The following is a 25,435-nucleotide window of genomic DNA, read 5'->3' as shown; positions in this document are numbered from 1 at the left end:
AACGCCACTCGCGGGGCCGAGCAGTCAGCGCGCCGCGGTCGTCGACGAGCCGCTGCCCTTCGCGCCGCTCTTCGCGCTCCCCTTCGCGCTCCCCTTCTGGGGCAGCAGCGTGTTCGCCTCCTCGAGCGACATCCCGTTGGTCTCGGGCACCTTCCAGAACACGAAGACGAACGAGAGGGCGGCGAAGAAGGCGTACATGCCGTAGGTGAAGGTGAGCGACGCCGCGGAGAGCGGCGGGAACGACACGGTCACCGCGAAGTTCGCGATCCACTGTGCCGCCGCCGCGACACCGAGCGCCTTGGCGCGGATGCTGTTCGGGAAGATCTCGCCGAGGAGCACCCACACGAGCGGACCCCACGACGCTCCGAAGCTCACGACGAACACGTTGGCCGCGATGAGGGCCACGATCCCCCACGCGCCGGGCAGGTTGGGCTCGCCGTCGACGACTTGCGACTGGCTGAACGCGAGAGCCATCGTCGCGAGAGACGCCGCCATTCCGATCGACCCGGCGAGCAGGATCGGTCGGCGCCCGATGCGGTCGACGAGCGCGATCGCGATGAGGGTCACGAGAACGTTCGTGACCGACGTGATGACCGAGTAGACGAGCGAATCGGACTCCTCGAATCCGACGGCCTGCCAGAGGGTCGTCGAGTAGTAGAAGATCACGTTGATGCCGACGAACTGTTGGAACACCGAGAGGGTGATGCCGATCCAGACGATCGGTTTGAGCCCGAACGCGGACCCGCGCAGCGACCCCGTGCGCTTGGCTCGACGGTCTTCTTCGATCGAGGTGTAGATGTCGCGGATGCCGCGATCCACGTCGTCTGCGGGCCAGATCCGGGCGAACACCCGACGGGCGTCCTCCTCGCGGTCTTTGAGGATGAGGAAGCGCGGAGACTCCGGGAGTCTCAGGGCGATGAGTCCGTAGGCGACCGCGGGAACGGCTTCGGCCGCGAACATCCACCGCCAGGCCTCGAAACCGAACCAGAAGGGCTCACTCGCCCCACCCGCGAGTTCGGCGAAGACCGTGTCGGAGAGCAGGGCGGCGAAGATGCCGATCGTGATCGCGAGCTGCTGGAGTGAGGCCAAACGCCCGCGGAGCTTTCGCGGGGAGATCTCGGCGATGTACGCGGGAGCGATGACCGACGCGATGCCGATGCCGAGCCCCCCGATGAGACGCCAGATGATGAGGTCGACGACACCCGTCGCGAGGGCCGACCCGAGCGCGCTCACGAAGAAGAGCACCGCCGCGAGGAGCATGACGGGGATGCGACCGAACCGATCGGCGATCGAGCCGCCGAGGTAGGCCCCGGCCGCACACCCGAGGAGAGCGCTCGCGACGGCGAGCCCCGTGAGGGTCTCGGTGAGCCCGAACTGGCCCTGGATGGCGTCGACGGCGCCGTTGATGACGGAGGAGTCGAACCCGAACAGGAACCCGCCGAGCGCGCCGGCGATCGCGAGGCCGATGACCCGGCCGTTGGTGCTCGTCTGCCGGGTGTCGTCTGCCATGGTGCTCCTCGGTCGTGACTTCTCGGTCGTGATTCGGTCGTGAGTCGGTCGTGAACTGTCGGTCCTGACTTCTCGTCACGACGACCCTACGCCCGCTCGGGGCCGTGACGTCGTCGGTCGACAGCCCCCTCGTCCTCGCGGCCGCAGCGGGTTACGCTGGATGACCACATCCCCGAGGAGACCGTGAAACCGCTCGATCCACGCGACATCCGCGGCAGCATCGTCAACGCCTCGCACGGCGAGATCGAACGGATGCCGCTCCCCGGACTCCACGAGGTCATGTGGGAGTCGCGCGAGTACCTCGGCTGGCTCGATCCGCAAGCGCCCGGCCGCGGGTACCTCGTGCACTGGACGGAGAACGGCCCCGTCGGCGTGACCCTCCGGGCGTCGACGAGTCGGATGAACCCCGGCATCTCGGCGATGTGCTCCCTGTGCCGCACCGCTCAGCCCGGCGACCAGGTGCGTTTGTTCTCGGCGCCGCGCGCGGGCCAGGCCGGCAGGGAGGGCAACACCGTCGGCACCTACATCTGCGCCGATCTCGCGTGTTCGATCATCATCCGCATCACCCCGCCGGCGTCGCCCATCCAGCCCGACCCGGCAGCCGTCGTCGAAGCGCGCGCGGTCGCCTTGCTCGCGCGAGTGCAGTCGTTCACCGCGGGGGTCATGAAGACCGCCTGAGACGGCGATCGTGCCGACCGGACGGTCTCGACGACGTGGCGGTTCGCGTGCGGTCGCGACTACTTCTTGAGGGCGCGGATGACTTTCGAGAGCGCCTTGCCCGCCACGACCGTCAGAGGGATCGATACGGCGAGAAGGGCGATGATGTTGGGCTCGAACACGAGACCGTCGCGCCCCTTCGTGTAGGCGCCGATCGGGATGATGGTGCCGCCTCCCCCGCCACCGCCGGCCTCGGCGCTCTCGTCGTTTCCGGCACCGAAGCCGAACCACACGAGCGACACGGGGATCATCTCGACGCCGTCGACGGTCACGGGGTCACCGTAACTGCGCTTGGCACCGATCGAGGTGACGGAGTCTGCGATCTTCTCTACGAGGTTAGCCATGCGCCGACCCTAGCCCGCGAGCCACCAGGAGAGAACCCCCGAACGCAACCCCCTTGAGCCGAACGGACGCAGGGCTTTGTGTGGGAGGACACACAAGGGAGACCCTCATGACGAACACACCACCCCCCTACCCGGCCGCCGGCGACGACCCGGCGTCGACTCGAGCCGCCCACGCCGACACGAGCGCCACTCCCGGCGCTCGCTCCACGTCGGATGCGACCCTCCGAGACGAGGTCGTCGGACGCGAGAAGCAGGAGTTCGGCGGAATGAAGTTCGGGGCAGCCTTCTTCGGGTGGCTCGCGTCGTTCGGCGCCGCCGTCATCCTCACCGCGCTCGTGGCGGGGGCGGGCACCGCGATCGGCCTCGGAACCGAGGTCGACATCGACGAGGCCGCAGACAACGCGAGCACGATCGGCATCGTCGGAGGCATCGTGCTCTTCGTCGTGATCTTCGTCGCCTACTTCTGCGGAGGTTACGTCGCCGGCCGGATGGCCCGCTTCGACGGGGTGAAGCAAGGCATCGCCGTGTGGCTCTGGGCGCTCATCATCGCGATCGTCGTCGCCGTCGTCGGCGCGATCGCGGGAAGCCAGTTCGACGTCCTCGCCGGGCTCAACGCCTTCCCGCGCGTGCCGCTCAACGAGGGCGACCTCACCGTCGCGGGCATCGTGACACTCGTGCTCGTCGTGATCGCGAGCCTCGTGGGCGCCATCGTCGGAGGCATCGCGGGCATGCGCTTCCACCGCAGGGTCGACCGCGCGGGTCTCGGGCGCTGACCGCTCACCGTGAGGCCCCTCGAGCCGGCGCACCTCGATCGAGGGCGCCGGCTCGAGCTCGTTCCGCGGTGTCGGGAGGCGGGCCTGCGGCGTGCCAGAGTAGGCGAGTGACGAGACGCCATACCCTTCTCGCGCTCGTCGTCGTTCTCCTGTGGGGGTTCAACTTCGTCGCGATCGACCTCGGGCAGGCCGACGTCCCGCCCCTCGTGTTCCTCGCGCTGAGGTTCGTCGTCGTCATCATCCCGGCGATCTTCTTCATCCCGCCCCCCGCGATCGGCTGGCGCAACATCGTGATGATCGGGCTCTTCTTGAGCTTCGCGCAGTTCGCCCTGCTCTACATCGCGATCGATCTCGGGATGCCCGCGGGGCTCGCCTCCCTCCTGCTGCAGACCCAGGTCATCCTGACCGTGCTCGTCTCGGCGATCGTCGTCCGCGAGCGCCCCACGAGGCGGCAATTGCTCGGCATCGTCATCGGCATGGTCGGCCTCGCGATCGTCGTGGTCGGGCACGGGGCGACGGCGCCCTGGTTGCCCATCGTCGTGACCCTCACTGCGGCGCTCTCGTGGTCGATCGGCAACGTGCTCAGTCGGCGCGCCAAAGCGGCGTCGGGACTCTCGCTCGTGGTCTGGTCGGCTCTCGTCGTGCCGGTGCCGAGTCTCGCGCTCGCGCTCGTGCTCGACGGCCCCGACACCGTCGTCACGGCCATCACGAACCTCTCGCTCGTCGCGATCGCGAGCACCCTCTACACCGCGATCGGCGCCTCGCTCATCGGCTACACGATCTGGAACTCGCTCCTCGCGCGCTACCCCACGAGCGCGGTCGCGCCCTTCACCCTCCTCGTTCCCGTCATCGGGATCCTCACGGCGTGGCTCGTCCTCGACGAATCCCCCTCGCTCACCGAACTCGCGGGGGGAGCGGTCATGCTCGGGGGCCTCGCCGTCGCCGTCATCACGAGGTGGAGTTTCGGTCCGCCGACGAGCCGGGCGAAATAAACCCGCTCGACTCGCGTTGTAGCTCCCATGCCACTCACAGGAGAATACGAACCGAGCACGTCGGACTGGGCCCGCGAACAAGCGGAACTCTACGAAGCCACGGGAGGCGCCGAAGGCGGCACCATGCGCGGTATGCCCGTCATCATCCTCACGACTGTGGGAGCGAAGAGCGGGAAGCTGCGCAAGACGGCGCTCATGCGCGTGGAACACGAGGGGCGGTATGCCGCGGTCGCGTCGCTCGGCGGGGCACCCCGGCATCCGGTCTGGTACTTCAACATCGTCGCGCAGCCCCACGTCGAGCTGCAGGACGGAGCCGTCAAGCGCGACTACACCGCGACCGAGGTGACGGGCGAGGAGAAGACCGAATGGTGGGCCCGCGCGGTCGCCGCGTATCCCGACTACGCCGACTACCAGGCGAAGACGGAGCGCGAGATCCCCCTCTTCGTGCTCACCCCGATGGCCGACTAGCGCCGATCAGCTGAGGTCGAGCTTCGCGATGTCGACGGGGTGGAACCCCATGGTCTGGCCGTAGAACGACAGCTCGGATTCGGCGGCGTGGATGATGGTTTCGGCGCGACGGAAGCCGTGCGATTCCCCCTCGTAGGCGATGTAGGCGTGCGGTATCGATGTGTGCGCGAGAGCGTCGCGGAACATCTGGGCTTGCGACGGCGGCACGATCGGATCGTCGAGACCCTGGAGAAGAAGCACGGGCGTCGCGAGCCTGCTCACGTTGTTGAGGGGGGCGCGCGATCGATAGAGGTCGAGGGCCTCGGGGAGCGGCCCGATGAGGCCGTCGAGGTAGCGCGACTCGAAATCGTGCGTGTCTTCCGCGAACTTCTCGAGCTCGGCGACGCCGTAGTACGACGTTCCCGCGGCGAACACCGTCGAACTCGTGAGCGCCGAGAGCACCGTCCACCCGCCCGCCGAGCCCCCGCGGATGGCGAGGCGGTCGCGGTCGGCGAGTCCCGCGTCGGCGAGCCCGAGCACGGCCGAGACGACATCCTCGACGTCGACGACGCCCCACTGCCCACGCAGCCGCTCGCGGTAGACCCGGCCGTACCCCGTCGACCCGCCGTAGTTGATGTCGACGACCCCGATGCCCCGACTCGTGAAGAAGGCGATCGTCGGGTTGAGTGTCGCGGAGACCTTCGACGTCGGTCCGCCGTGCACGAACGCGACGTAGGGCGGCAGCTCCCCCTCGGGTGACGAGAAATCGGGGTTGCGCGGCGCGTAGACGAACGCGTGCACGTCGCGTCGCTCCTCGGGCTCATCGAGAACGGGGCGGAACTGCTGCGGCGACGAGGTCGCCTCCGACGCGAGCGACGCCGAGGCGGCCGAGCCCGTGCGGGCGCGGAACGTGCGCGCTCGCGCGACCGGGAGGTAGTCGGCATCCGGGAGGGCCTCGACTCCGAGACGCACATCGGTGAGGTCGCCCGACGACAGGTCGAGGATGCGCACCCCGGACGCGAGTGACGACGACCCGCCGATCACGAGAACCCGTCCGCGACGGCGAGCGCCCAGAGTGATGGTCGTGAGGGGCGTCCGGATGCGCGCCGCGTCGTGCTTCTCCGCATTCACCACGACGAGGGTGTCGTCGCCGCTCGAGCGCACGGCGAGCAGCCGACCGTCGTCGAGCTGATCGAACCAGCGGGAGCCGAGCATCCAGAGCGCGCCTCCGTACTCGGCCTCCTCGAGGAACGCGGGGTTGCGTGACCCGTCGAGCCCGACCGTCTCGAGATTCCACCACCCGGAACGGTCGGAGATGGCGATGAGCGACTCGTCGTCGACCCACTCGGGTTGGAGTACCGACTCGGTCGTCGACCCCGCGAGCACGCGCCATCCGAACGCCGCGGCGACCGACGGCGCCGGCGCGGTCCCCTCCGGTCCCGCGGTCTCCCCCGTGATGCCGAGAGCGACGACCCGGCCGTCGGCATCGAGCTCGCCGACGCGCAACTGGGTGCCGTCCCACGGCATCTGCGGGTGATCCCAGGCGATCCACGCGAGACGCGAGCCGTCGGGCGAGAAGCGCGGGTAGGCGAGGAAGTCGGAGCCGGCGACGATCGACCTGATGCGTGCGGCGTCGGCGGCCGCGCTCCCGTCGAGAGGGATGGCGACGATGTCGCGCGAGACGACGGGGTCGCCCGATGCGCCTACGTCGTGGGTCTCACGGACCGCGATGACCTCGCTGCCGCGCACCGCGAGCTCGGCGAACCGGAAGCCGCCGCTCTCGGGCGTGAGCGGAATGGGCGTCGAGGCTCCGGCGTCGAGGCAGTACACCCGCTGATCGGTGAACTCGCTGAACACGAGGAGCCCCGCGTCGGTGACCGCCCACGCGCCTCCGCCGTACTCGTGCACGCGCGTGCGGGCGTTCCACGGCGCGGGCAGGATGTCGACGGGCTCCCCGTCGGCCCCCGAGGTGCGCACCGCGAGCCTGCCGCCCTCGCCGGGGCGAGACTCCAACCACCAGACGTCGTCGCCGACCCACTGGGCCCCGCTCACGGGGTGCCCGCTCGCGGCGAGATCGTGAGCGGTGATGGGTGAACGCCAGGTTCCGTAGGGAGCGATCGTCGTCATGCCCCCATTCTTTCGCGCTTGCGCCGACTCACTACCCCCTTGCACCGACCGCCGACCCGATCCGTTCGTAAGCTGGGCTCATGAGATTCGGACTCTTCATTCCCCAGGGCTGGCGCCACGACCTCGTCGACATCGATCCCGCGGAGCAGTGGGCCGTGATGAAGGGTCTCGCGGAGCACGCCGACGCCGGCGCGTGGGAGTCGATCTGGGTCTACGACCATTTCCACACCGTGCCGGTCGCGAGCGAGGAGGCGACCCACGAGGCGTGGACCCTCATGTCGGCCTTCGCCGCGACGACCTCGCGCGTGCGTCTCGGGCAGATGTGCACGTGCATGGGATACCGCAATCCCGCCTACCTCGCGAAGGTCGCGGCGACCATCGACGTCATCTCGGGTGGGCGCACCGAGATGGGGATCGGAGGCGGATGGTACGAACACGAGTGGCGCGCCTACGGCTACGACTTCCCCACCGCGGGCACGCGGCTCGGCATGCTCCGCGAAGGCGTCGACATCATGAAACAGGCCTGGACGACGGGCTCGGCGACACTCGACGGCAAGCACTACCAGGTCGACGGGGCGATCGTGCGCCCTCTGCCCCTGCAAGACGGAGGCATCCCGTTCTGGATCGCCGGCGGCGGCGAGAAGGTCACGCTGAAGATCGCGGCGCAGTATGCGAGCTACACGAACTTCGCCGGCGACCCCGAGGAGTTCGACCACAAGAGCTCGATCCTCCGCGGGCACTGCGAGGCGCTCGGTACCGACTTCGACTCGATCGTGCGCTCCTCCAACTACAACGTGGTCATCGCCGAGACTCAGGCCGAGGTCGACGAGCGCATCGAGGCGATCCGCACCCGCGTCACGCCGTACCTCGGAGAGAAGACGGATGCCTTCATCGCCGAGTACACCGACGGCGCACTCGCGGTCGGCACTCCCGACCAGATCATCGAGCGCCTCACCGACATGCAGAGCCGCGGAATGACCTACGGCATCTTCTACTTCCCCGAGGCCGCGTACGACCGATCGGGCATCGAACTGTTCGAGCGCACCGTTCTCCCCGCACTGTCCTAGGAGTCGATCCCGCCGGGTCGGGAATACCCGCCGCGCATCGTCCGTTGACTGACGCGGTGCGCCTTCGCTGCGCCCGATCTCCAGACCGCGCCGACGGAAGGCCCACCGACTCGTGACCGACACCATCCCCACGATCACCCCTCAAGAGGCGGAGTCTCCGGCCGACAACTCGAGGCGCAACACCCTCGTCATCCGCCTCCTGCTCGTCTCGGCATTCGTCGTGATCTTGAACGAGACGATCATGGGGGTCGCCCTCCCGCGGCTCATGGACGACCTGTCGATCACGGCGACGTCCGCCCAGTGGTTCACGACGGCGTTCATGCTCACGATGGCGATCGTCATCCCCATCACGGGCTTCCTCCTCCAGCGGTTCAACACACGGCCGATCTTCATGACGGCGATGGCGCTCTTCAGCGTCGGGACTCTCATCGCAGCCGTCGCCCCCGGCTTCGAGGTCCTGCTCGCCGGTCGAGTGGTGCAGGCGATGGGCACGGCGATCATGATGCCGCTGCTCATGACGACGGTCATGACGCTCGTCGCTCCGGCCTCGCGCGGCCGCACGATGGGAAACATCTCGATCGTCATCTCGGTCGCGCCCGCGGTCGGCCCGGCCATCTCGGGCCTCATCCTGAGCGTGCTCGACTGGCGCTGGCTGTTCATCCTCGTGCTCCCGATCGCCGTGGGGTCGCTCGCACTCGGCGCCGCTCGCGTGCAGAACGTGACGACCCCGCGCGCCACGAAGGTCGACGTCGTCTCCGTCGTGCTGTCGGCCTTCGGTTTCGGCGGCATCGTCTTCGGGCTCAGCAACTTCGGCGAGGGTGCGGGCGGCGGCCCCGTCGTCGGCGGCACGGCCCTCGCGATCGGGGTGCTCTCCCTCGCGCTCTTCGTTCTGCGCCAGCGCACCCTGCAGCGCGCCGACCGAGCCCTGCTCGATTTGCGCACCTTCTCGTCACGCACCTTCGCGTTCGCCATCGCGATGCTCGCGATCAGCATGATGGCCCTCTTCGGAACGATCATCCTGCTGCCGATCTACACGCAGACCGTGCTCGGCCTCGACTCCCTCCGGGCCGGACTGCTCATGGCCCCGGGCGGGCTCACCATGGGGTTGCTCGCGCCGTTCGTCGGGCGCATCTACGACCGCATGGGGCCGACGACCCTCCTCGTCACGGGCTCGATAATCGTGAGCGCCGTGCTCTGGTCGATGACGATGCTCGACGAGTCGAGCGCCGTGTGGATGGTGCTCGTCGCCCACGTCGTGCTGAGTGTCGGGCTCGCGCTGCTCTTCACCCCGCTCTTCACGTCGGCCCTCGGCTCGCTCCGCCCCTCGCTCTACTCCCACGGGAGCGCGATCGTCGGAACGGTGCAGCAGGTTGCGGCAGCCGCGGGTACCGCGCTCTTCATCGCGGTCATGTCGGGTCAGATCGAGCGCCTGACCGCGGGCGGAACCTCGGAGATCATCGCGACGGCGTCGGGAATCCAGACCGCTTTCCTCTACGGCGCGATCATCTCGCTCTTCGCGATCCCCGCCGCGTTCTTCGTGCGCAAGCCCGTCGATGCGCCGACCGGTCCCGTCGCGATGCACTGATCCCCGCTTGCGCGTGCAGTGAACGACGAAGGGCGGATGCTGTCGCATCCGCCCTTCGTCGTCTCGGCGCCCGACGACGCCGATGGACCGGCTACGCCGGGATGTAGTTGAACTCGTCGGGATCCGGTCCCGTGCGCTCGTCTTTGTTGAGGTTGCCGATGACCGCGACCTCTTCTCCCGTGAGCTCGAAGTCGAAGAGGGCGAAGTTCTCTTCGACGCGCGAACGGGTGACCGACTTCGGGAAGACGATGTCGCCGCGCTCGAGGTGCCAGCGGAGGGTGACCTGCGCGGGGGTCTTGCCGTAGCGCTCCCCGATCTCGCCGAGGACCGCCTCGTGCAGCACGTTGCCCTGGGCGATGGGGGACCAGGCCTCGGTCGCGATGCCGTGCTTCGTGTTGACGGCTCGGAGCGCGTCTTGCGTGAGGTACGGGTGCACCTCGATCTGGTTGACGGCGGGCACGGTGCCGCTCTCGGCGATCACGCGCTCGAGGTGGTGTGCCTGGAAGTTCGAGACGCCGATCGCTTTGACGCGACCCGAGGCGTGCATCTCCTCGAGTGCCTTCCAGGTGTCGACGAAGTCGCCGACGGCCGGGAGCGGCCAGTGGATGAGGAACAGATCGAGGTAGTCGAACCCGAGAGCCTCGAGGGTGCCGTCGAACGCGGTGAGAGCGTCGTCACGGTCATGGAAGCCGTTGTTGAGCTTGCTCGTGACGAAGACGTCGGCGCGGTCGAGGCCGGACTCGGCGACGGCCTGACCGACCTCCTTCTCGTTGCCGTACATCTCGGCGGTGTCGATGTGGCGGTAGCCGACCTCGAGGGCCTCGAGGGTCGCCTTCTTCGTGTCTGCGGGGTCGATCTGGTACGTGCCGAAGCCGAGCTGGGGGATCTCGACACCGTTGTTGAGGGTGATGGTGGGAACGGACGTCATTCGGGTTCTCCTTCGATGGGTCGACGCCGCGCTGAACGCGGGCGTCTCGACCAGGACAGTAAGCCGCTCGAGGCGCGGATTGTTCCTGACTCGGCCGATTCGGCCCACTGTGGTGCTCCCACCTGGGTGTTCACCCCATTGGCTCCCACGGTGCCCCCGGCAGGAGTACGGTCCTCCCAACGGAGCCAGCTCTTCGGGTGAGCCGCTTCGTGAGCGTCGGGGAGGTCTTCGGGTAAAGATCTCCCCTGGCGCGGCCCGGCCCTCGCCCCCCGGCTAGGACTGGGTTTCGCCTGGGCTGCGTCAGCCCGTCGGGGTCGCGCTCACTTGCGGTACTTCTCGTCGACCACCCGGGGCACGCCGGGCCCGAAGACGGCGTCGATCGCCCAGGCGAGGGCACGCCACCCGAAGAGGAACGCGCCGAGCGCGATCGTCGTGATGAACATGAAGCGCGTGTCGGTCGGCTCTCCGACTGCCACGCGGATCGCGAGCCCTCCCAGACTCGTCGACAACCACACGGCGAGCGCGGTCGGGATGAACCCGCGCGGGGCGCGCCACCCGCGCGCGACCGCCCAGCCGAGCAGCGCGCCCGTGACGAAGGGCAGTGCTTCGAGCACGAAACCCCCGACATCGGTTCGCCGTGTCTCCCGCCCGGCGGTGATGAAGAGTCCGATGACGACGAGGTCGACGACGAGGTAGGCGATGGCCGCGAACATCCGCGCTCGCTTCGTCGTCATCGACACAGCGTAGGTCGCCCCGTGGCGCGACCGGGCCGGCGTTCAGGACCTTGGAAGCATCGTGCCCGCGCCCGACGCGCGGGGGGCGCTCGTCGGCCGCAGGTAAGAGCGCACGATGAGGTCTCCGCGTATCACCGCCATCTCGTCGATCATGCGATCGACGAGCTTCGCCGAGACGCCCGCAGCGAGGATGTCGTGCTCACCGATCGCGAGAAGCGGGGCGAGGCGCACGCGGATGACCTCCCACCCCGTCGACCGCAGGGCACGGTCTTTGCGGCGATCCACCGTCTCGCGGGCACCGACGTGCTCGAGGCCGTCCCGCCCGACGGTGTCGAGCTCGATCGCGATCTTGAGTTCGTCGATCACGAGGTCGGGCCACGCCTCGAGGTGGGTGAAGAAGGGGGTTGCGAGCCGCACCGCGGTGAACCCCTCGTGCACGTCGAGGCGCGCGAAGAGCCGAGATCGCAACGACCCTTCGACGGCGGACGCGGGACGGGGAGCGCACGGGCTCGAGAACGCCTCTCCCACGGCGAGAGAGGGCGCGGGTGATCGGGAGCACAGCGGGCTGCCCGCCGCGGGGGACGACGGCCTGGCTCGCGGCGACGCTGCTTCGGGCACCACCGCTCGCGACACCGGGGGTCGAGCGCCGCCGCGAGCGAGCTCCGAGCACTCCGGGCACCACGACGACTTGCGTCTGCTGCGACCGGGTCGACTCCGCTGCTCGTCGGGGGTCGCGACGAAGAGGTGACCCGAATCGCACTGCCACTGCACGTAGACATCGGCCGCGGGCGGAATCTGACTCAGCACGATCCCGCGGTTGAGGTCGGGGTGGTACTGCCTCACGAGCGCGGGGAAGGTCTTCCACGCGTCGCGGTACCGACCGATCGGGTAGGGCACCGCCGTGCCCTTCGACCTCTGACGCCGCTGCCACCACGCCTCGATCTGCTCCGGCATGAATCCTCCCGCGAGCACGGTAATCCGCTCTACCGACACCCGCGCGAGAGTGCCACGATGGGTGGGCGACGCCCCGTGGGAGCGGCCCGCTCCCGCGGCGAGAGCGCACGACGAAGGAGCATCGACGATGACGACGACACTCAATCCCTACCTGGCCCTCGACGGCAGAGCCCGCGAGGCCATCGAGTTCTACCGCCGGATTCTCGGGGGCGACCCCGAGCTGAGCACCTACGGCGACTACGGCATGGGCGACGCCGACGAGGCCGACAAGATCATGCACGCCCAGTTGACGACACCGGCGGGTCTCGTTCTCATGGTGTCGGACACCCCGAGCGGCACTCCCCTCACCGTCGGGGACTCCATCTCGATCTCGCTCAGCGGGGACGACCTCGACGAACTGACCGGCTATTGGACGGGTCTCTCCGAGGGTGGCACCGAGATCGAACCGTTCGTTGCCGCACCGTGGGGTGACACCTTCGGCATCTGTCGAGACCGATTCGGCGTCACGTGGATGGTCAACGCGACCGAGAAGGGCGGCGCGGACTAGCCGGTGCGGCGCAGGGACGCGACGAGGCACGCGACCCCGGCGCCGATGAGAAGCCCGTTGATCACGAGATAGGGCACTCCCTCGCCCGTCCAGTCGGCCGAGATCGTCGACCAGGATGTCGCGAGCCCGAGCAGACCGACGGCGAGCGCGACCATGCCGACGAGCCTCCACGGCGTTCCGCGCGAGTCGTGCGGTGACGCCTCGCGGGGGTCATGTCGGTCGTTCACGCGGGCTCCGTCACACGCTCGCGCGTTCGAGCACGAGTTCGCGCACGCGAGCCGCGTCGGCCTGCCCCTTCATGGCCTTCATGACCGCGCCGATGACCGCTCCCGCCGCTTGCACCTTGCCGTCTTTGATTTTCGCGAGAACGTCGGGTTGCGACGCGAGGGCGTCGTCGATCGCCGCGATGAGCGCGGTGTCGTCGGAGACGACCGCGAGTCCGCGAGCGGCGACGACCTCGGCGGGTGTCCCCTCGCCCGCGATGACCCCCTCGAGAACCTGGCGAGCGAGTCGATCGGTGAGCTCTCCGGAGTCGACCATCGCGACGAGCGCCGCGACCTGGGCCGGCGTCACGAGACTCGCGGCGTCGACGGCCCGGTCGTTCGCGGTGCGACTGATCTCGCCCATCCACCACTTGCGCGCAGCGACCGGGGATGCCCCGGCCTCGACGGTCTCGACGACCTCGGTGAGCAGCCCCGCGTTGACGATCGACTGGAAGTCGATGTCACCGAAACCCCACTCCGCCTTGAGTCGTCGACGCAGCAGCACGGGCGACTCGGGGAGGGCCGCGCGCAGCTCGTCGATGAGCTCGACGCTCGGCTCGACCGGGAGGAGGTCGGGCTCGGGAAAGTAGCGGTAGTCGTCGGCGTCGCTCTTCGGGCGACCCGCCGACGTGCGACCGGTGTCCTCGTGCCAGTGCCTCGTCTCCTGCACGATCGTGCCGCCCGCCGCGAGGATCGCCGCTTGGCGCTGGATCTCGTAGCGGATGGCGCGCTCGACCGAGCGCAGCGAGTTGACGTTCTTGGTCTCGGTGCGGGTTCCGAGCTTTCCCGACCCGCGCGGCGACAGGGAGATGTTCGCGTCGCATCGCAGGTTTCCCCGCTCCATGCGCGCATCCGAGATGCCGAGCGAACGCACGATGTCGCGAATCGTCGAGACGTAGGCCTTGGCGAGAGCCGGGGCATCCTTCTCGGCTCCGTAGATGATGTTCGTGACGATCTCGACGAGGGGCACGCCCGCGCGGTTGTAGTCGACGAGGGAGTACTCGGCGCCCTGGATGCGACCGGTCGACCCTCCGACGTGTGTGAGCTTGCCTGCATCCTCTTCCATGTGGGCCCGCTCGATCGGGATCTGGAAGACCCGACCGTCTTCGAGCTCGACCTCGACCCGACCGTCGAACGCGATGGGCTCGTCGAACTGGCTGATCTGGTAGTTCTTCGCGAGGTCGGGGTAGAAGTAGTTCTTGCGCGCGAACCGCGAGCTCGGCGCGATCGAGCACCCGAGGGCGAGCCCGAGGCTGATGGAGTGCTTCACGGCCTGCTCGTTGACCACCGGAAGGGCGCCGGGGAGGCCCAGGTCGACGGGCGTGATCTGGGTGTTCGGCGGAGCACCGTGGCCCTCGGGCGTCGCGGGGTTGGGCGCGTCGGAGAACATCTTCGACTTCGTGTTGAGTTCGACGTGCACCTCGAAGCCGAGCACGGGCTCGAACATCTCGAGAGCCCTGTCGAAGTCCATGAGTTCAGGCTTGGCCATCAGACTCGTCCTTCCTGTGCTGCGGTCATCTCGGCGGGAGCGAGGTCGGGAGCCATGCTGCTGAGTGTGCGACCCCAGCGGTCTTCGAGGAGGGCTTCGAACGCCCCTCCCACCGAGTAGAGGCGCGCGTCCTGCCGCGCCGGCGCCATGATCTGGAGCCCCGTCGGCAGTCCGTCCTCGGGCGCGAGACCCATCGGGAGTCCCATCCCCGGCACGCCCGCGAGGTTCGCGGGAATGGTCGTGATGTCGTTGAGGTACATGGCGAGCGGATCGTCGAGCTTCTCGCCGAGCTTGAATGCGGTCGTCGGGGCCGACGGCGACACGAGGACATCCGCCTTCTCGAACGCCGCGTCGAAGTCGCGCTGGATGAGCGTGCGCACCTTCTGCGCGCTTCCGTAGTACGCGTCGTAGTAGCCCGCCGAGAGGGCATAGGTGCCGAGGATGACGCGGCGCTTGACCTCGTCGCCGAAACCGGCTTCGCGGGTCGCGGCCATGACGTCCTCCACGGTTCCGCCACCGTCGGGGTTGACCCGCAGGCCGAAGCGCACGGAATCGTATTTGGCGAGGTTGCTCGACGCCTCCGCGGGGAGGATCAGGTAGTACGCCGCGATCGCGTAGTCGAAGTGGGGCGCGGAGACCTCCACGATCTCGGCGCCCGCGGCGGCCATGATCTCGAGGGATTCGGTGAAGCGCTGCTGCACCCCCGCTTGCATCCCCTCGCCCTGGAGCTCCTTCACGACGCCGACGCGGACCCCCGCGAGGCATCGCGAGGCGCGGCCCGTGCGGGCGGCGTCGGCGAACGACGGCCACTCGTCGCGCAGCGACGTCGAGTCGCGAGGGTCGTGACCGCCGATGACGTCGTGCAGGAGGGCGGCGTCGACGACACTCCGCGAGACCGGGCCGACTTGATCGAGCGACGACGCGAGGGCGATCGCGCCGTAGCGCGACACTCCCCCGTAGGTCGGCTTGACGCCGACCGAGCCCGTGACGGCGGCCGGCTGCCGGATCGACCCCCCGGTGTCGGAGCCGAGAGCGAGCGGCGCCTCGAACGCGGCGACCGCGGCAGCCGACCCCCCTCCCGAACCTCCGGGGATGCGCTCGAGATCCCACGGGTTGTGGGTGGGGCCGAACGCGGAGTGCTCGGTCGACGAGCCCATCGCGAACTCGTCCATGTTGGTCTTGCCGAGCGGCACGAGGTGCGCCTCGCGGAGCTTGCGCACGACCGTCGCGTCGTAGGGAGGCACCCAGCCCTCGAGCATGCGTGAACCGGCCGTCGACGGCATGTCGAACGTGCACAGCACGTCCTTGATGGCGATCGGCACGCCCGCGAGCGGGCCCATCTCCTCGCCGGCGATGCGTCGCGAGTCGATGCCCGCCGCGGTCGAGAGGGCGGACTGCGACACGTGGAGGAACGCGTGCACGTCTCCATCGACCGCCTCGATGCGGTCGAGGTGGGCTTGCGTGACCTCGACGCTCGAGATCTCCTTCGCGGTGAGCTTCTCGGCGAGCTCCCACGCGGGCATACGGGTGACCGACATCACTGCTCCTCACCGAGGATCGCCGACACGCGGAACCTCGAGTCGTCGTGCTCGGGAGCGCCCGAGAGCGCCTCCTCCGTCGACAGGGTGTCGCCGGGGACATCCGGTCGGAACACGTTCGAGAGGGCGATCGGGTGGCTCGTCGCGGGGACGTCGTCACCGGCGACCTCGGAGACCTTCGCGATGGCGTCGACGATCGTGCCCAGTTCACCCGTGAGCTTGGCGATCTCGTCGGGTGTCAAAGCGATGCGCGCGAGATTCGCGAGGTGCGCGACCTGCTCGGTGGTGATTTCAGACATGCGGCTCCGTGCGATCGAGGCGGTGTTCGGCACCCCAGTCTATTCGCCGGTCCCGGCGTGCCCGACTCGTCACGCGAGCGATCACCCGCTCGCCCGCACCGACCCTTCGCGGCGTCCCGGCACCGGGGTCTCGCCGCGATCATCCGTCACGAGGTCTCCCCTGTCGATGCTCACGAGGGCCATGTTGCGCATCGCGGTCGATCCCGCGTCGAAGTATCCGAGGTGACCGAACGCCGCCGCGGTTGCCTGCCCCGTCACGGGGTCGCGCTGGGCGCCGACGTTCATCGAGCTCGCGCCGAACGAGTCGGAGCCCGGGTCGCTTCCGAAGAAGGCGGTGTGCACGACGGGATCCCACGCGGCTTCGCCGACGAAGACGCTGTCGGACGACATCCCGAGATCGTCGACGGATTGTGCGGCGCCGCCCGGTGACCCGATGATGACGAGCGCATCGGCCTCGACGCTCCCGTCGGCGAGCGCCATGAGCGTCGCCGTCGAACCGTAGGAGTGGGTGTTGAGCGTGATGAAGGGTTCGTCACCCGCGCGAGTGACCTCGAGGCCGTCGACGGCGCTACCGATGCGCTTCGCCCCCTCCTCCGCGAGATCGAGCGAGGTGATGTCGAGGATGCCGGGGGTCTCGTAGCCGATCCATGCGACCGTCGCCGCGGTCGCCCCCAGGAGTGCGGGGTCGGTGGCAGACAACCGGTCGATCCACGCCGTCTGCTCGGTGTTGAGATCCTCGGCGATGACCGTCCAATCGACGATGAGTCGATCGGTCGTGAAGAACATCCCCGGAACCATGTAGCTCACGTAATCGGCGCTCTCGAGGTCGCCGACGACGACGGCGGCGCGGCCGGGCCACTCCGTGTCGACCGAGAGCAGGTCACGATCGGGTCCGCTCGAGCTCGGCACGATCGCCATCTCGATCTGCCGGAGCATGTGGAGCTGTTGCGACGCTTCCGCCCGCTCGGTGCGACCGAGACCGTCGAGCAGGCTCTCGACCCGGTCGATCGACTCGGAGAGATGACGGCGGTTCGCGCTGTCTCGAACGCTCGGGGGCACGCCGTCGAGGTTGCCGACGACTTCGGGGGCGCTCTGCAGCAATCGCGCTTGAGCCGAGCGAGGAGCGATCGACCACCAGGTCGCGACACTGCGGGCGGATGGTTGGTTGTCGAGAAGTGCCGCCACCGCGGCGGGCTCGCCCTCGAGGAACGCCTCGATGTCGCGCGACGTCATGAGGGTCAACTGGTCGAGGAGCATGCGCCCCCGCAGGGTCGGGAGCACATCGGCATCGACGCGGGCCGTCACCGTGGCGAGGGTCGACCCCGTGACGCGTGCGAGCTCGGGGCTCGCGGTCGCCGTCGCCGTCGCCGTCGAGTCGGCGGTCGCGAGGACCCGGGATCCGGTGACGCTCGACACCGGGCGTTCAGGCGCGCCGGACACCCCGGTGAGCCCCGTCAGGGCGACCGAGGTCACGAGAATCGCAGCGACATCAATCAGCAAGCGTGGATGGTTCCCTGTTCAGGGCGGCCGCATCCTGGTCAGGGGGCGAACGCGTGGTGTTGATCTGTCCCCCATGATAGGGGGGTCGACACGCCGCGATCCAGGCGAACGGGCAGGCTTAACACACTGTTCGCTTCGGGGGACGACGAACCGGTCAATTCTCCCCGACGTCGTCGCCTGTCGCCTCGAGTGCCGCGGGCCCCTCCGAGACGAGCACGGCGAACTCGGCGGCGTCGATGATCCGCACCCCGAGCGTCTCCGCTTTCGTGAGTTTGGAGCCCGCTCCGGGGCCTGCCGCGACGAAATCGGTCTTCTTGCTCACGCTGCTCGCCGCCTTGCCCCCCGCTGCGATGATCGCCTCGAGCGCCCCCTCTCTCGTGAAGCCCTCGAGGCTCCCGGTCGCGACGACCGTCACTCCGTCGAGCACTCCCCCGACCCCGACCGCGGCGCCCGGCCCCGCGTGCCCGACGATCTCGAGGCGAGCGCCCGCGGCGGCCCACCTGTCGACGATCTCGCCGTGCCAGTCGACGGCGAACCAGTCGATGAGAGCGTCGGCGATGATTCCTCCGACCCCGTCCACCGCAGCGAGCTCGTCGCGCGACGCCGCCCGGATAGCCGCGATCGACCCGAAGTAGGTCGCGAGGGCGCGCGCCGCGACCGGACCGACGTGCCGGATGCTGAGCGCGACGAGAAAACGCCACAGGTCGGCGGTCTTCGCCCGCTCGAGGTTCTCGACGAGCCGCGTCGCGCTCGACGACGGCACGAAGAGGGCGTCACCGCCGAAGCCGGGCGCCGAGGCATCCCACTCGCCGTCGCGTTTCTGCCGACGACGACGGAACGGTGTCTCGCGCTTCGGCTCGCCGTCGTCACCGAGCTTGGGCATCCCCGTCTCGCTGTCACGCACAACGACCCTGATCGGAAAGAGGTCTTCGAGAGCGAGCTCGAAGAGCCCCGCTTCGGTCACGAGGGGAGGCTGCTCCGGATACTCGGGTTGAGTGAGCGCGGCGGCACCGACCTCGCCGAGCCCCTCGATGTCGAGACCACCGCGGCTGCCGACGTGCTCGACGCGACCGCGCACTTGCGCGGGACAGCTGCGCGCGTTGGGGCAGCGCAAGTCGACGTCTCCCTCTTTCGAGGGCGCGAGGGGTGTGCCGCACTCGGGGCAGTCCGTCGGCATCACGAAGGCACGCTCCGACCCGTCGCGCAGCTCGACGACGGGCCCGAGGACCTCGGGGATGACGTCGCCCGCCTTGCGCAAGACGACGGTGTCTCCGATGAGAACACCCTTGGCCTTGACGACGTCCTGGTTGTGGAGGGTCGCCTGACGCACCTCGCTGCCCGCGACGAGCGCCTTCTCCATGACGGCGAAGGGGGTCGCGCGACCGGTGCGCCCGATCGATACGACGATGTCGAGCAGCGTCGTGTGCACCTCTTCGGGCGGATATTTGAACGCGGTCGCCCACCGCGGCGCACGACTCGTCGAGCCGAGCTCGAGGTGCAGGTCGAGATCGTCGACCTTGACGACGATGCCGTCGATCTGGTGCTCGACCCCGCCTCGTGCCGCTCCGAACCGCCGGATGTAGTCGGCGACGGACGCTATGTCGTCGAACACCTCGAAGTGCGTGGAGATCGGAAGACCCCACGTCGCGAGCAGCCCGTAGACCTCCGATTGCGCCGTGACGGGAGTGGTGCTCTCGATCTCGCGCACGGGCCAGGCCCCGATGCCGTGCACGAGCATGCGCAAGCGGCTCAACCTGTCGCGCATGAGCACGAGCTTCTCCTCGCTCTTGCCCTCCTCCTTCTGACGGAGCGAGCCGCTCGCGGCGTTGCGGGGGTTGGCGAACAGTCGCTCCCCCGCGGCCGCCTGCTTGGCGTTGAGCTCGTCGAACGCCGCCACGGGAAAGAAGATCTCGCCGCGGATCTCGACGAGTTCCGGGTGGTTCTCCCCCTCGAGGTGGAAGGGGATCGAGCCCATGAGCTCGACGTTGCGCGTGACGTCTTCGCCGACGACGCCGTCGCCGCGCGTCGCCGCGGTGACGAGCCGACCGCGCTCGTAGCGGAGGTTGATCGCGAGGCCGTCGATCTTGAGCTCGGTCAGATATCGCACGCGCGACTTGCCCGCGTCGCGCTCGACCTTCGCGGCCCACTCCTCGAGCTCCTCGGTGCTGAAGACGTTGTCGAGGCTCAGCATGCGCTCGGCGTGGGTGACGGGCGCGAAGAGCGTCGTCTCGGCCCGCCCGCCGACGGTCTGCGTGGGGCTGTCTTGGGACTGCAGCTCGGGGTGCTCGAGCTCGAGCTCACCGAGTCGTCGCACCATCCGGTCGTAGTCGTCGTCGGTGACTGTCGACGCATCAGCCCCGTAATAGGCGTCGCGGAGTTCGAGGATGCGCGCGGTCAGGCGCTGCGCTTCGTCTTTGGCCGCGTCGAATGCGTCTGTCGTGCTCGTGTCTGCCACCCGCTCAGTGTACGGACGGCCCCCGACACCGCCCGAGAGGTTCAGACCCCCGCGGGAACGGGAACCGCGCTGACCGTGCGGTCGATCGTGCACTGTCCGAGCACGCGTGTGCCGACGTAGACGACAGCCGTCTGGCCGGGAGAGACCCCGTTGAGGGGCGAGTCGGGCGTGATGACGAGTTCGCCGTCGCGAACGGCCGCCGTCGCGGGCACGGGGTCGGAGTGCGCGCGCACTTGAACCGTGCACGCGAACGCGTCGCCCTCGGCCTCGACGATTCCCGAGGCGACCGGGTCGAGGCCGGCCCAGCTGAATGTCGACCCGGCGACGAGCGCGAGATCGAGGGCCTCTTTCGGGCCCACGACGACCTCGTTCGACGACGGCTTGACCTCGAGCACGAACCGGGGGCGGCCGTCGGCACTCGGCACCCCGAGGTGGAGCCCCTTGCGCTGACCGACGGTGAACGCCGTCGCGCCGTCGTGGCTGCCGACGACGTCGCCGGAGCGATCGCGGATGACACCCTTCTCGGCCCCGACCCGGTCGGCGAGCCACCCGCGGGTGTCGCCGTCGGGGATGAAGCAGATGTCGTGGGAATCGGGCTTGGACGCGACGCTGAAACCGCGCGCGGCGGCCTCGGCACGCACCTCGGCCTTCGACGGGGTCGCTCCGAGCGGGAAGAGACTGTGGTCGAGCTGGTCGGCCGTCAATACCCCGAGAACGTAGGACTGGTCTTTGGCCCAGTCGGCAGCGCGGTGCAACTCGCGATTGCCCGCGGCATCCGTGCGCACAGTCGCGTAGTGACCGGTGACGACGGCATCGAAACCGAGGTCGAGCGCTTTCTCGAGGAGGGCCGCGAACTTGATGCGCTCGTTGCACCTCATGCACGGGTTCGGGGTGCGGCCCGCGCTGTACTCGGCGATGAAGTCGTCGACGACGTCGAGCTTGAACCTCTCCGAGAAGTCCCACACGTAATAGGGGATGCCGATGATGTTCGCCGCACGCTGGGCGTCCATCGAGTCTTCGATCGTGCAACACCCGCGGCTTCCCGTGCGGAGGGTGCCTGGCATGCGGCTCAGCGCGAGGTGCACGCCGACGACCTCGTGACCGGCATCGACGGCGCGCGCTGCCGCGACCGCCGAATCGACGCCACCACTCATCGCCGCGAGAACTCTCATGAGTCCAGGGTACGCGCGGTCGGCTGGGCGGCCTCACGCGGCGGAGCCCCGCCGGCGGAATCACCCCGCGCGGTCGGTACCGCTGGTCAGCCTTCCGACAGCAGAGGGCTCGCGAGCTGCACGGTGACGACCGATTGGCCCGGCACCGAGAAGTCGGCGCCGACGACGAGGAACCAGGCGCGGTCCGCGTCCTCGCCGCTCGAGAGGGCGGCGAGGTAGCTCTCGTCGGTGTCGGAGACGTCTTCGACGAGCCACCCCTCCCCCTCGAGGGCCGAGACGACATCGCCCGCTTGCCCTGCGGAGTCGACCGTCGGTTGGAGGGTGAGCGTGTGGATGACTCCCCAGTAGGTGCCGCCCGTCGCCGCCTCGACCTCTTGAGACACGAGATCGTCGTTGAGCAGACCCGCGATCGCGACGAGACCCGCGACCCTGTCGGCGACACGTTCGGTCTCCGATTGCGCCGCGACGATCGTCCACGGCTCTCCGCCGTCGGGAAAGACCGGGAGCAGCGGAGACGGCTCCCCGTCGTCGGAATCCCCCGTGCCCTCGGGCACCGGCTGGGTCGTCTGCGTGGGCGAGGGGTCGGCGATCTCGATCTCGTCGGACGTGCACGCACCGAGACCGAGCGCGACGACCGCGGCGAGCGCCGTCGCGCGAACCGCCGCGGCGACCCGGCGCCCGCGGTCAGCCACGAGAGCCCACCGCACGATCGGCGTATCCCGCGCGACGGGCACGCTCGACCGCGGCCGGGAGGGCGTCGAGCATCGCGTCGACGTCGGCATCCGTCGTCGTGTGGCCGACGGTGATGCGCAGGGCGCCGCGCGCGTCCGCCTCGTCGAGCCCCATGGCGATGAGCACGTGGGATGCCTCGGGGACTCCCGCTTGGCACGCCGACCCCGTGCTCACCGAGACCCCCGCGACGTCGAGGAGGTAGAGCAGTGAATCCCCTTCGCACCCGGGAAAGGTGAAGTGCGCGTTGTTCTCGATGCGATCGTGACGCGACCCGCGCAGGATCGCGCTCGGCACCCGCTCGAGCACCCCGGCGATGACGCGATCGCGCAGGCGGACGAGCGACGCGTGCTCGTGTCGGGCGGCGACGCCGAAGGCGATCGCGGCCGGCGCGTCTTGGGTTCCCGATCGCACGCGACGCTGCTGACCGCCGCCGTGGATGAGCGGCTCGACCGTGGCGGAGCGCGCGAGCACGAGGGCACCGATGCCGAGCGGGCCGCCGATCTTATGCGCAGACACGCTCAGAGCGGCGACGCCCCACTCGGCGAAGTCGATGGGCATGTGGCGGTAGGCCGAGACGGCGTCGACGTGCACGGGCACCCCGTGGGCCGCGGCGAGCGTCGCGACCTCGGCGACCGGTTGGATGGTCCCGACCTCGTTGTTGGCGGCGAGCATCGTCACGAGTGCGACGTCGTCGCCGAGCGCGGCCTCGAGAACGTCGATGCGCACGCGCCCCTCGTCGTCGACGGCGATCCACTCGATCGTCGCACCCTCGTGGGTCTCGAGCCACTCGACCGCGTCGATGGTCGCGTGGTGCTCGCCCCGCGGTACGAGCACTCGGGGCCGTGACCCGTCGGCGTTCCTCGACCAGTACAGACCTTTGACGCCGAGGTTGATCGATTCCGTTCCGCCGGAGGTGAAGACGACCTCGATCGCGTCGGCACCGACGGATGCCGCGACGCGTTCGCGCGCCTCCTCGAGCAGTCGTTTCGCGTTCTGCCCCTGCGAGTGGATGGACGCGGGGTTGCCGACGATGCCGAGCGCCCCCGTGTAGGCCTCGATCGCCTCGCCGAGCATCGGCGTCGTCGCCGCGTGATCGAGGTAGACGGGCATGAGACTCTCCTGGAAGCGCGACGCGGTGGTCGACGGCGGAATCACTACTGTAAGGCGCATGCCTGACACCGAGCCTTCCGCCCCCGCCTCTCAGGACCCGCTGCGCGACCTCGGAGTGACGGCCACCATCGACGGTGGCACGATCCGGGCGTGGTCGGCGACCGCGACGAGCGTCGAGGTGTGTCTGTTCTCCGACAGCGGGGCCGAGCACGTCGCCGAGTGCATCACCCTCGAGCCCGGGCCCGGCTCGGTGTGGAGCGGCTTCTCGCCCGGGCTCGCCGTCGGGGCGACCTACTCTGTCCGCGCCGACGGCCCGAGCGGGCCGACCCACCGCTTCGACCGAGAACGCCACCTGCTCGACCCGTGGTCGCGCGGTGTCGTCGAGTCGCGAGACGGCGGAGTGCGGTCCGTCGTCACCGACGAGGCATTCGACTGGAACGGCGCCCGCAAGCCGGGAACTCCCCTCGATCACACCGTCATCTACGAGATGCACGCCGCGGGGTTCACAAAGCTCAACCCCGCCGTGCCCGCCGAGTTGCGCGGCACCTACGCGGGACTCGCGCACGAGAATTCGATCGCATACCTGCGCGACCTCGGGGTGACCGCCGTCGAGCTCCTCCCCGTGCACCGGTTCACGAGCGAGGAGCGCCTCGTGCAGCAGGGACTGCGCAACTACTGGGGATACAACACCCTGAGCTTCTTCTCGCCCCACGCGGACTACGCCTCGCCCGGTGCGAGGCTCTCCGGACCGAGCGCCGTGCTGCGCGAGTTCAAGGGGATGGTCAAGCTGCTGCACGAGGCCGGCATCGAGGTCATCCTCGACGTCGTCTTCAACCACACGGGAGAAGAGGGCCCGAACGGCCCGACCACGAGTTTTCGCGGCCTCGACAACGCCCACTACTACCGGCAGATGCCCGACGGCGACTACATCGATGTCACCGGGTGCGGCAACACCCTCGATTTCTCCCGCGAGATCACGCAGAGGCTCGTGCTCGACTCGCTCCGCTACTGGGCGAACGACGTGCAGATCGACGGCTTCCGTTTCGACCTCGCGCCCGCCCTCGGTCGCGACACCGACGTGCACTTCGACCCCCGGCATCCGCTCCTCACCGCCATCGTCTCCGACCCCGCCCTCGCGGGCGTGAAGATGATCGCCGAACCCTGGGACGTCGGCATGGGCGGATGGCAGACGGGCTCGTTCCCGACGGGGTGGTCGGAGTGGAATGACGGATACCGCGACCGGATGCGCGACTTCTGGCTCACCGACATCGCGGCCGAGAGGGCGCACGGCGAGGCGCCGCACGGCATCGGGGGCATGGCGAGACGGCTCGCGGGCTCAGCGCACGCGTTCGCGCACGAGCGGGGGCCGCTCGCATCCGTCAACTTCGTGACCGCGCACGACGGCTTCACCCTCGCCGACCTGACGGCGTACAACCAGAAGCACAACCTCGCGAACGGCGAGGGCAATCGCGACGGCACCGACGACAACCACTCGCACAACCACGGCGTCGAGGGGCCGACCGACGACCCCGCGGTGACCGACGCGCGACGCCTCACGATGCGCAACCTGCTCGGCACCCTCGCGCTCTCGGCCGGTGTGCCGATGCTCACCGCGGGCGACGAGTTCGGGCGCAGCCAGCACGGCAACAACAACGGCTATTGCCACGACGACGACCTCACGTGGCTCTCGTGGGATCACGAACCGTGGCAGCGCGACCTCGCCGAGGTCACGCGGACGCTCTTGAGGCTGCGGAGGGAGAATCCCGCGCTGCGGCCCGTGCGGTTCGGTGTCCTGGGCGAATCGACGCCGTCGGCGACGGAGATGGACTGGTTCGGCTCGGACGGCGCCGCGATGTCGAGTGAGAACTGGGATGCGCCGGGCTCACGCACGCTGCAGTACCTCGCCTCGTCGACCCCGGAGCACGAGGACTTCAACCGCATCCTCCTCGTGGTGCACGGGCGGACGTCGCCGACGACCGTCGTGCTCCCCCGTCACGAGGGCGTGGCGTCGTACCGGTTGCTGTGGGACAGCGCGTGGCCCAGCGACCAGCCGGAGGACGATGAGGGCCGCACGGCATCGCCCGGAGACACTCGCGAGGTGTCGGGCACGTCGATACAGCTGTACCGGGCGGCGTGAGCGGGGCGCGTCGGAC

At 69.1% G+C, this 25,435-nt stretch carries 23 protein-coding genes; 8 read left to right on the top strand and 15 right to left on the bottom strand.

The features are described 5' to 3' along the window. Positions 1–24 precede the first annotated feature (24 nt). Positions 25–1,542: a sugar porter family MFS transporter gene (locus ACLHG5_RS01645; RefSeq protein WP_411316335.1), complete on the bottom strand. Its 1,518-nt coding sequence runs from the start codon at positions 1,540–1,542 to the stop codon at positions 25–27. Positions 1,543–1,692: 150 nt separating this feature from the next. Here ACLHG5_RS01645 and ACLHG5_RS01640 point away from each other — a divergent pair, with 150 nt between their 5' ends. After that, positions 1,693–2,187 carry an FBP domain-containing protein gene (locus ACLHG5_RS01640; protein WP_411315936.1) on the top strand — a complete coding sequence of 165 codons (495 nt, stop codon included), beginning with the start codon at positions 1,693–1,695 and terminating at the stop codon, positions 2,185–2,187. Positions 2,188–2,246: 59 nt separating this feature from the next. Here the strand turns inward: ACLHG5_RS01640 and ACLHG5_RS01635 are convergent, their stop codons facing one another. After that, on the bottom strand, positions 2,247–2,570 hold the full coding sequence (locus ACLHG5_RS01635) for a hypothetical protein (protein ID WP_411317678.1): 324 nt from the start codon (positions 2,568–2,570) through the stop codon (positions 2,247–2,249). 107 nt (positions 2,571–2,677) lie between these two features. Here ACLHG5_RS01635 and ACLHG5_RS01630 point away from each other — a divergent pair, with 107 nt between their 5' ends. From ACLHG5_RS01630 to ACLHG5_RS01620, 3 genes are all read left to right on the top strand, one after another. Then, positions 2,678–3,343, top strand: a complete 666-nt coding sequence (locus ACLHG5_RS01630; protein WP_411317677.1) for a hypothetical protein — start codon at positions 2,678–2,680, stop codon at positions 3,341–3,343. 107 nt (positions 3,344–3,450) lie between these two features. Beyond that, complete coding sequence (locus ACLHG5_RS01625) at positions 3,451–4,335, top strand: EamA family transporter (protein WP_411315939.1); 885 nt, start codon at positions 3,451–3,453, stop codon at positions 4,333–4,335. 27 nt (positions 4,336–4,362) lie between these two features. Beyond that, positions 4,363–4,803 carry a nitroreductase family deazaflavin-dependent oxidoreductase gene (locus ACLHG5_RS01620; protein ID WP_411315940.1) on the top strand — a complete coding sequence of 147 codons (441 nt, stop codon included), beginning with the start codon at positions 4,363–4,365 and terminating at the stop codon, positions 4,801–4,803. A gap of 6 nt (positions 4,804–4,809) precedes the next feature. On the opposite strand, the gene ACLHG5_RS01615 is transcribed toward ACLHG5_RS01620, so the two are convergent. Next, positions 4,810–6,909, bottom strand: coding sequence for a S9 family peptidase (locus tag ACLHG5_RS01615; RefSeq protein ID WP_411317676.1), 2,100 nt, complete (start codon positions 6,907–6,909; stop codon positions 4,810–4,812). A gap of 80 nt (positions 6,910–6,989) precedes the next feature. Here ACLHG5_RS01615 and ACLHG5_RS01610 point away from each other — a divergent pair, with 80 nt between their 5' ends. Both ACLHG5_RS01610 and ACLHG5_RS01605 read left to right on the top strand, forming a co-directional pair. Beyond that, positions 6,990–7,976 carry an LLM class F420-dependent oxidoreductase gene (locus tag ACLHG5_RS01610; RefSeq protein ID WP_411317675.1) on the top strand — a complete coding sequence of 329 codons (987 nt, stop codon included), beginning with the start codon at positions 6,990–6,992 and terminating at the stop codon, positions 7,974–7,976. 112 nt (positions 7,977–8,088) lie between these two features. Next, a complete protein-coding gene (locus tag ACLHG5_RS01605; RefSeq protein WP_411317674.1) occupies positions 8,089–9,561 on the top strand; it encodes an MDR family MFS transporter in 1,473 nt (490 codons plus the stop codon). A gap of 91 nt (positions 9,562–9,652) precedes the next feature. Here the strand turns inward: ACLHG5_RS01605 and ACLHG5_RS01600 are convergent, their stop codons facing one another. The 3 genes from ACLHG5_RS01600 to ACLHG5_RS01590 all read right to left on the bottom strand — a co-directional run bounded on the left by ACLHG5_RS01600 (position 9,653) and on the right by ACLHG5_RS01590 (position 12,177). Then, a complete protein-coding gene (locus tag ACLHG5_RS01600) occupies positions 9,653–10,489 on the bottom strand; it encodes an aldo/keto reductase (RefSeq protein ID WP_411315944.1) in 837 nt (278 codons plus the stop codon). 320 nt (positions 10,490–10,809) lie between these two features. After that, entirely contained in the window at positions 10,810–11,223 is a 414-nt protein-coding gene (locus tag ACLHG5_RS01595) for a DUF3054 domain-containing protein (RefSeq protein ID WP_411317673.1), read from the bottom strand. 42 nt (positions 11,224–11,265) lie between these two features. Then, complete coding sequence (locus tag ACLHG5_RS01590; protein WP_411317672.1) at positions 11,266–12,177, bottom strand: zinc-ribbon domain-containing protein; 912 nt, start codon at positions 12,175–12,177, stop codon at positions 11,266–11,268. A 127-nt stretch (positions 12,178–12,304) separates the two neighbouring features. Here ACLHG5_RS01590 and ACLHG5_RS01585 point away from each other — a divergent pair, with 127 nt between their 5' ends. Further along, entirely contained in the window at positions 12,305–12,724 is a 420-nt protein-coding gene (locus tag ACLHG5_RS01585; protein ID WP_411317671.1) for a VOC family protein, read from the top strand. Here ACLHG5_RS01585 and ACLHG5_RS01580 read toward each other — a convergent pair. The 9 genes from ACLHG5_RS01580 to ACLHG5_RS01540 all read right to left on the bottom strand — a co-directional run bounded on the left by ACLHG5_RS01580 (position 12,721) and on the right by ACLHG5_RS01540 (position 23,282). Next, a complete protein-coding gene (locus ACLHG5_RS01580) occupies positions 12,721–12,951 on the bottom strand; it encodes a hypothetical protein (protein ID WP_411315948.1) in 231 nt (76 codons plus the stop codon). The genes ACLHG5_RS01585 and ACLHG5_RS01580 overlap by 4 nt on opposite strands. Before the next feature lie 10 nt (positions 12,952–12,961). Beyond that, the gene (gatB, locus tag ACLHG5_RS01575) at positions 12,962–14,476 is read right to left on the bottom strand and encodes an Asp-tRNA(Asn)/Glu-tRNA(Gln) amidotransferase subunit GatB (protein ID WP_411315949.1); all 1,515 of its coding nucleotides are present in this window, start codon (positions 14,474–14,476) and stop codon (positions 12,962–12,964) included. Further along, a complete protein-coding gene (gene gatA, locus ACLHG5_RS01570; protein ID WP_411317670.1) occupies positions 14,476–16,014 on the bottom strand; it encodes an Asp-tRNA(Asn)/Glu-tRNA(Gln) amidotransferase subunit GatA in 1,539 nt (512 codons plus the stop codon). The genes gatB and gatA overlap by 1 nt, the downstream gene beginning before the upstream one ends. Then, positions 16,014–16,313, bottom strand: coding sequence for an Asp-tRNA(Asn)/Glu-tRNA(Gln) amidotransferase subunit GatC (gatC, locus tag ACLHG5_RS01565; protein ID WP_411315951.1), 300 nt, complete (start codon positions 16,311–16,313; stop codon positions 16,014–16,016). The genes gatA and gatC overlap by 1 nt, the downstream gene beginning before the upstream one ends. An 81-nt stretch (positions 16,314–16,394) precedes the next feature. Continuing rightward, the gene (locus tag ACLHG5_RS01560) at positions 16,395–17,813 is read right to left on the bottom strand and encodes an alpha/beta hydrolase (protein ID WP_411317669.1); all 1,419 of its coding nucleotides are present in this window, start codon (positions 17,811–17,813) and stop codon (positions 16,395–16,397) included. A 154-nt stretch (positions 17,814–17,967) separates the two neighbouring features. Continuing rightward, positions 17,968–20,268 (bottom strand): NAD-dependent DNA ligase LigA, encoded by a 2,301-nt coding sequence (gene ligA / locus ACLHG5_RS01555; RefSeq protein WP_411317668.1) that lies wholly within the window; start codon positions 20,266–20,268, stop codon positions 17,968–17,970. Positions 20,269–20,309: 41 nt separating this feature from the next. Then, the gene (gene mnmA, locus ACLHG5_RS01550; protein WP_411317667.1) at positions 20,310–21,440 is read right to left on the bottom strand and encodes a tRNA 2-thiouridine(34) synthase MnmA; all 1,131 of its coding nucleotides are present in this window, start codon (positions 21,438–21,440) and stop codon (positions 20,310–20,312) included. 86 nt (positions 21,441–21,526) lie between these two features. Next, positions 21,527–22,132: a hypothetical protein gene (locus ACLHG5_RS01545; RefSeq protein WP_411317666.1), complete on the bottom strand. Its 606-nt coding sequence runs from the start codon at positions 22,130–22,132 to the stop codon at positions 21,527–21,529. Continuing rightward, complete coding sequence (locus ACLHG5_RS01540; protein WP_411316336.1) at positions 22,125–23,282, bottom strand: cysteine desulfurase family protein; 1,158 nt, start codon at positions 23,280–23,282, stop codon at positions 22,125–22,127. Before ACLHG5_RS01540 ends, ACLHG5_RS01545 begins: the two co-directional genes overlap by 8 nt. A 58-nt stretch (positions 23,283–23,340) precedes the next feature. On the opposite strand from ACLHG5_RS01540, the gene glgX reads away from it, so the two are divergent. Continuing rightward, a complete protein-coding gene (glgX, locus tag ACLHG5_RS01535; protein ID WP_411317665.1) occupies positions 23,341–25,419 on the top strand; it encodes a glycogen debranching protein GlgX in 2,079 nt (692 codons plus the stop codon). Positions 25,420–25,435 lie beyond the last annotated feature (16 nt).

Source organism: Marisediminicola sp. LYQ85 (assembly GCF_046600695.1).
Taxonomy (GTDB): Bacteria; Actinomycetota; Actinomycetes; order Actinomycetales; family Microbacteriaceae; genus Marisediminicola.
Note: the sequence above shows the minus strand (reverse complement) of the source record. Positions and strands in the feature narration are given on the sequence as shown.

Excerpts from the sequence above, each read along its gene's own strand:
- ACLHG5_RS01585 (WP_411317671.1), top strand. The coding sequence starts at position 12,305 with ATGACGACGACACTCAATCCCTACCTGGCCCTCGACGGCAGAGCCCGC.
- ACLHG5_RS01620 (WP_411315940.1), top strand. The coding sequence starts at position 4,363 with ATGCCACTCACAGGAGAATACGAACCGAGCACGTCGGACTGGGCCCGC.
- ACLHG5_RS01630 (WP_411317677.1), top strand. The coding sequence starts at position 2,678 with ATGACGAACACACCACCCCCCTACCCGGCCGCCGGCGACGACCCGGCG.
- ACLHG5_RS01615 (WP_411317676.1), bottom strand. The coding sequence starts at position 6,909 with ATGACGACGATCGCTCCCTACGGAACCTGGCGTTCACCCATCACCGCT.
- gatB (WP_411315949.1), bottom strand. The coding sequence starts at position 14,476 with ATGGCCAAGCCTGAACTCATGGACTTCGACAGGGCTCTCGAGATGTTC.
- ACLHG5_RS01635 (WP_411317678.1), bottom strand. The coding sequence starts at position 2,570 with ATGGCTAACCTCGTAGAGAAGATCGCAGACTCCGTCACCTCGATCGGT.
- ACLHG5_RS01595 (WP_411317673.1), bottom strand. The coding sequence starts at position 11,223 with ATGACGACGAAGCGAGCGCGGATGTTCGCGGCCATCGCCTACCTCGTC.
- ACLHG5_RS01610 (WP_411317675.1), top strand. The coding sequence starts at position 6,990 with ATGAGATTCGGACTCTTCATTCCCCAGGGCTGGCGCCACGACCTCGTC.
- ACLHG5_RS01540 (WP_411316336.1), bottom strand. The coding sequence starts at position 23,282 with ATGCCCGTCTACCTCGATCACGCGGCGACGACGCCGATGCTCGGCGAG.
- gatC (WP_411315951.1), bottom strand. The coding sequence starts at position 16,313 with ATGTCTGAAATCACCACCGAGCAGGTCGCGCACCTCGCGAATCTCGCG.
- ACLHG5_RS01590 (WP_411317672.1), bottom strand. The coding sequence starts at position 12,177 with ATGCCGGAGCAGATCGAGGCGTGGTGGCAGCGGCGTCAGAGGTCGAAG.
- glgX (WP_411317665.1), top strand. The coding sequence starts at position 23,341 with ATGCCTGACACCGAGCCTTCCGCCCCCGCCTCTCAGGACCCGCTGCGC.
- ACLHG5_RS01600 (WP_411315944.1), bottom strand. The coding sequence starts at position 10,489 with ATGACGTCCGTTCCCACCATCACCCTCAACAACGGTGTCGAGATCCCC.
- gatA (WP_411317670.1), bottom strand. The coding sequence starts at position 16,014 with ATGTCGGTCACCCGTATGCCCGCGTGGGAGCTCGCCGAGAAGCTCACC.
- mnmA (WP_411317667.1), bottom strand. The coding sequence starts at position 21,440 with ATGAGAGTTCTCGCGGCGATGAGTGGTGGCGTCGATTCGGCGGTCGCG.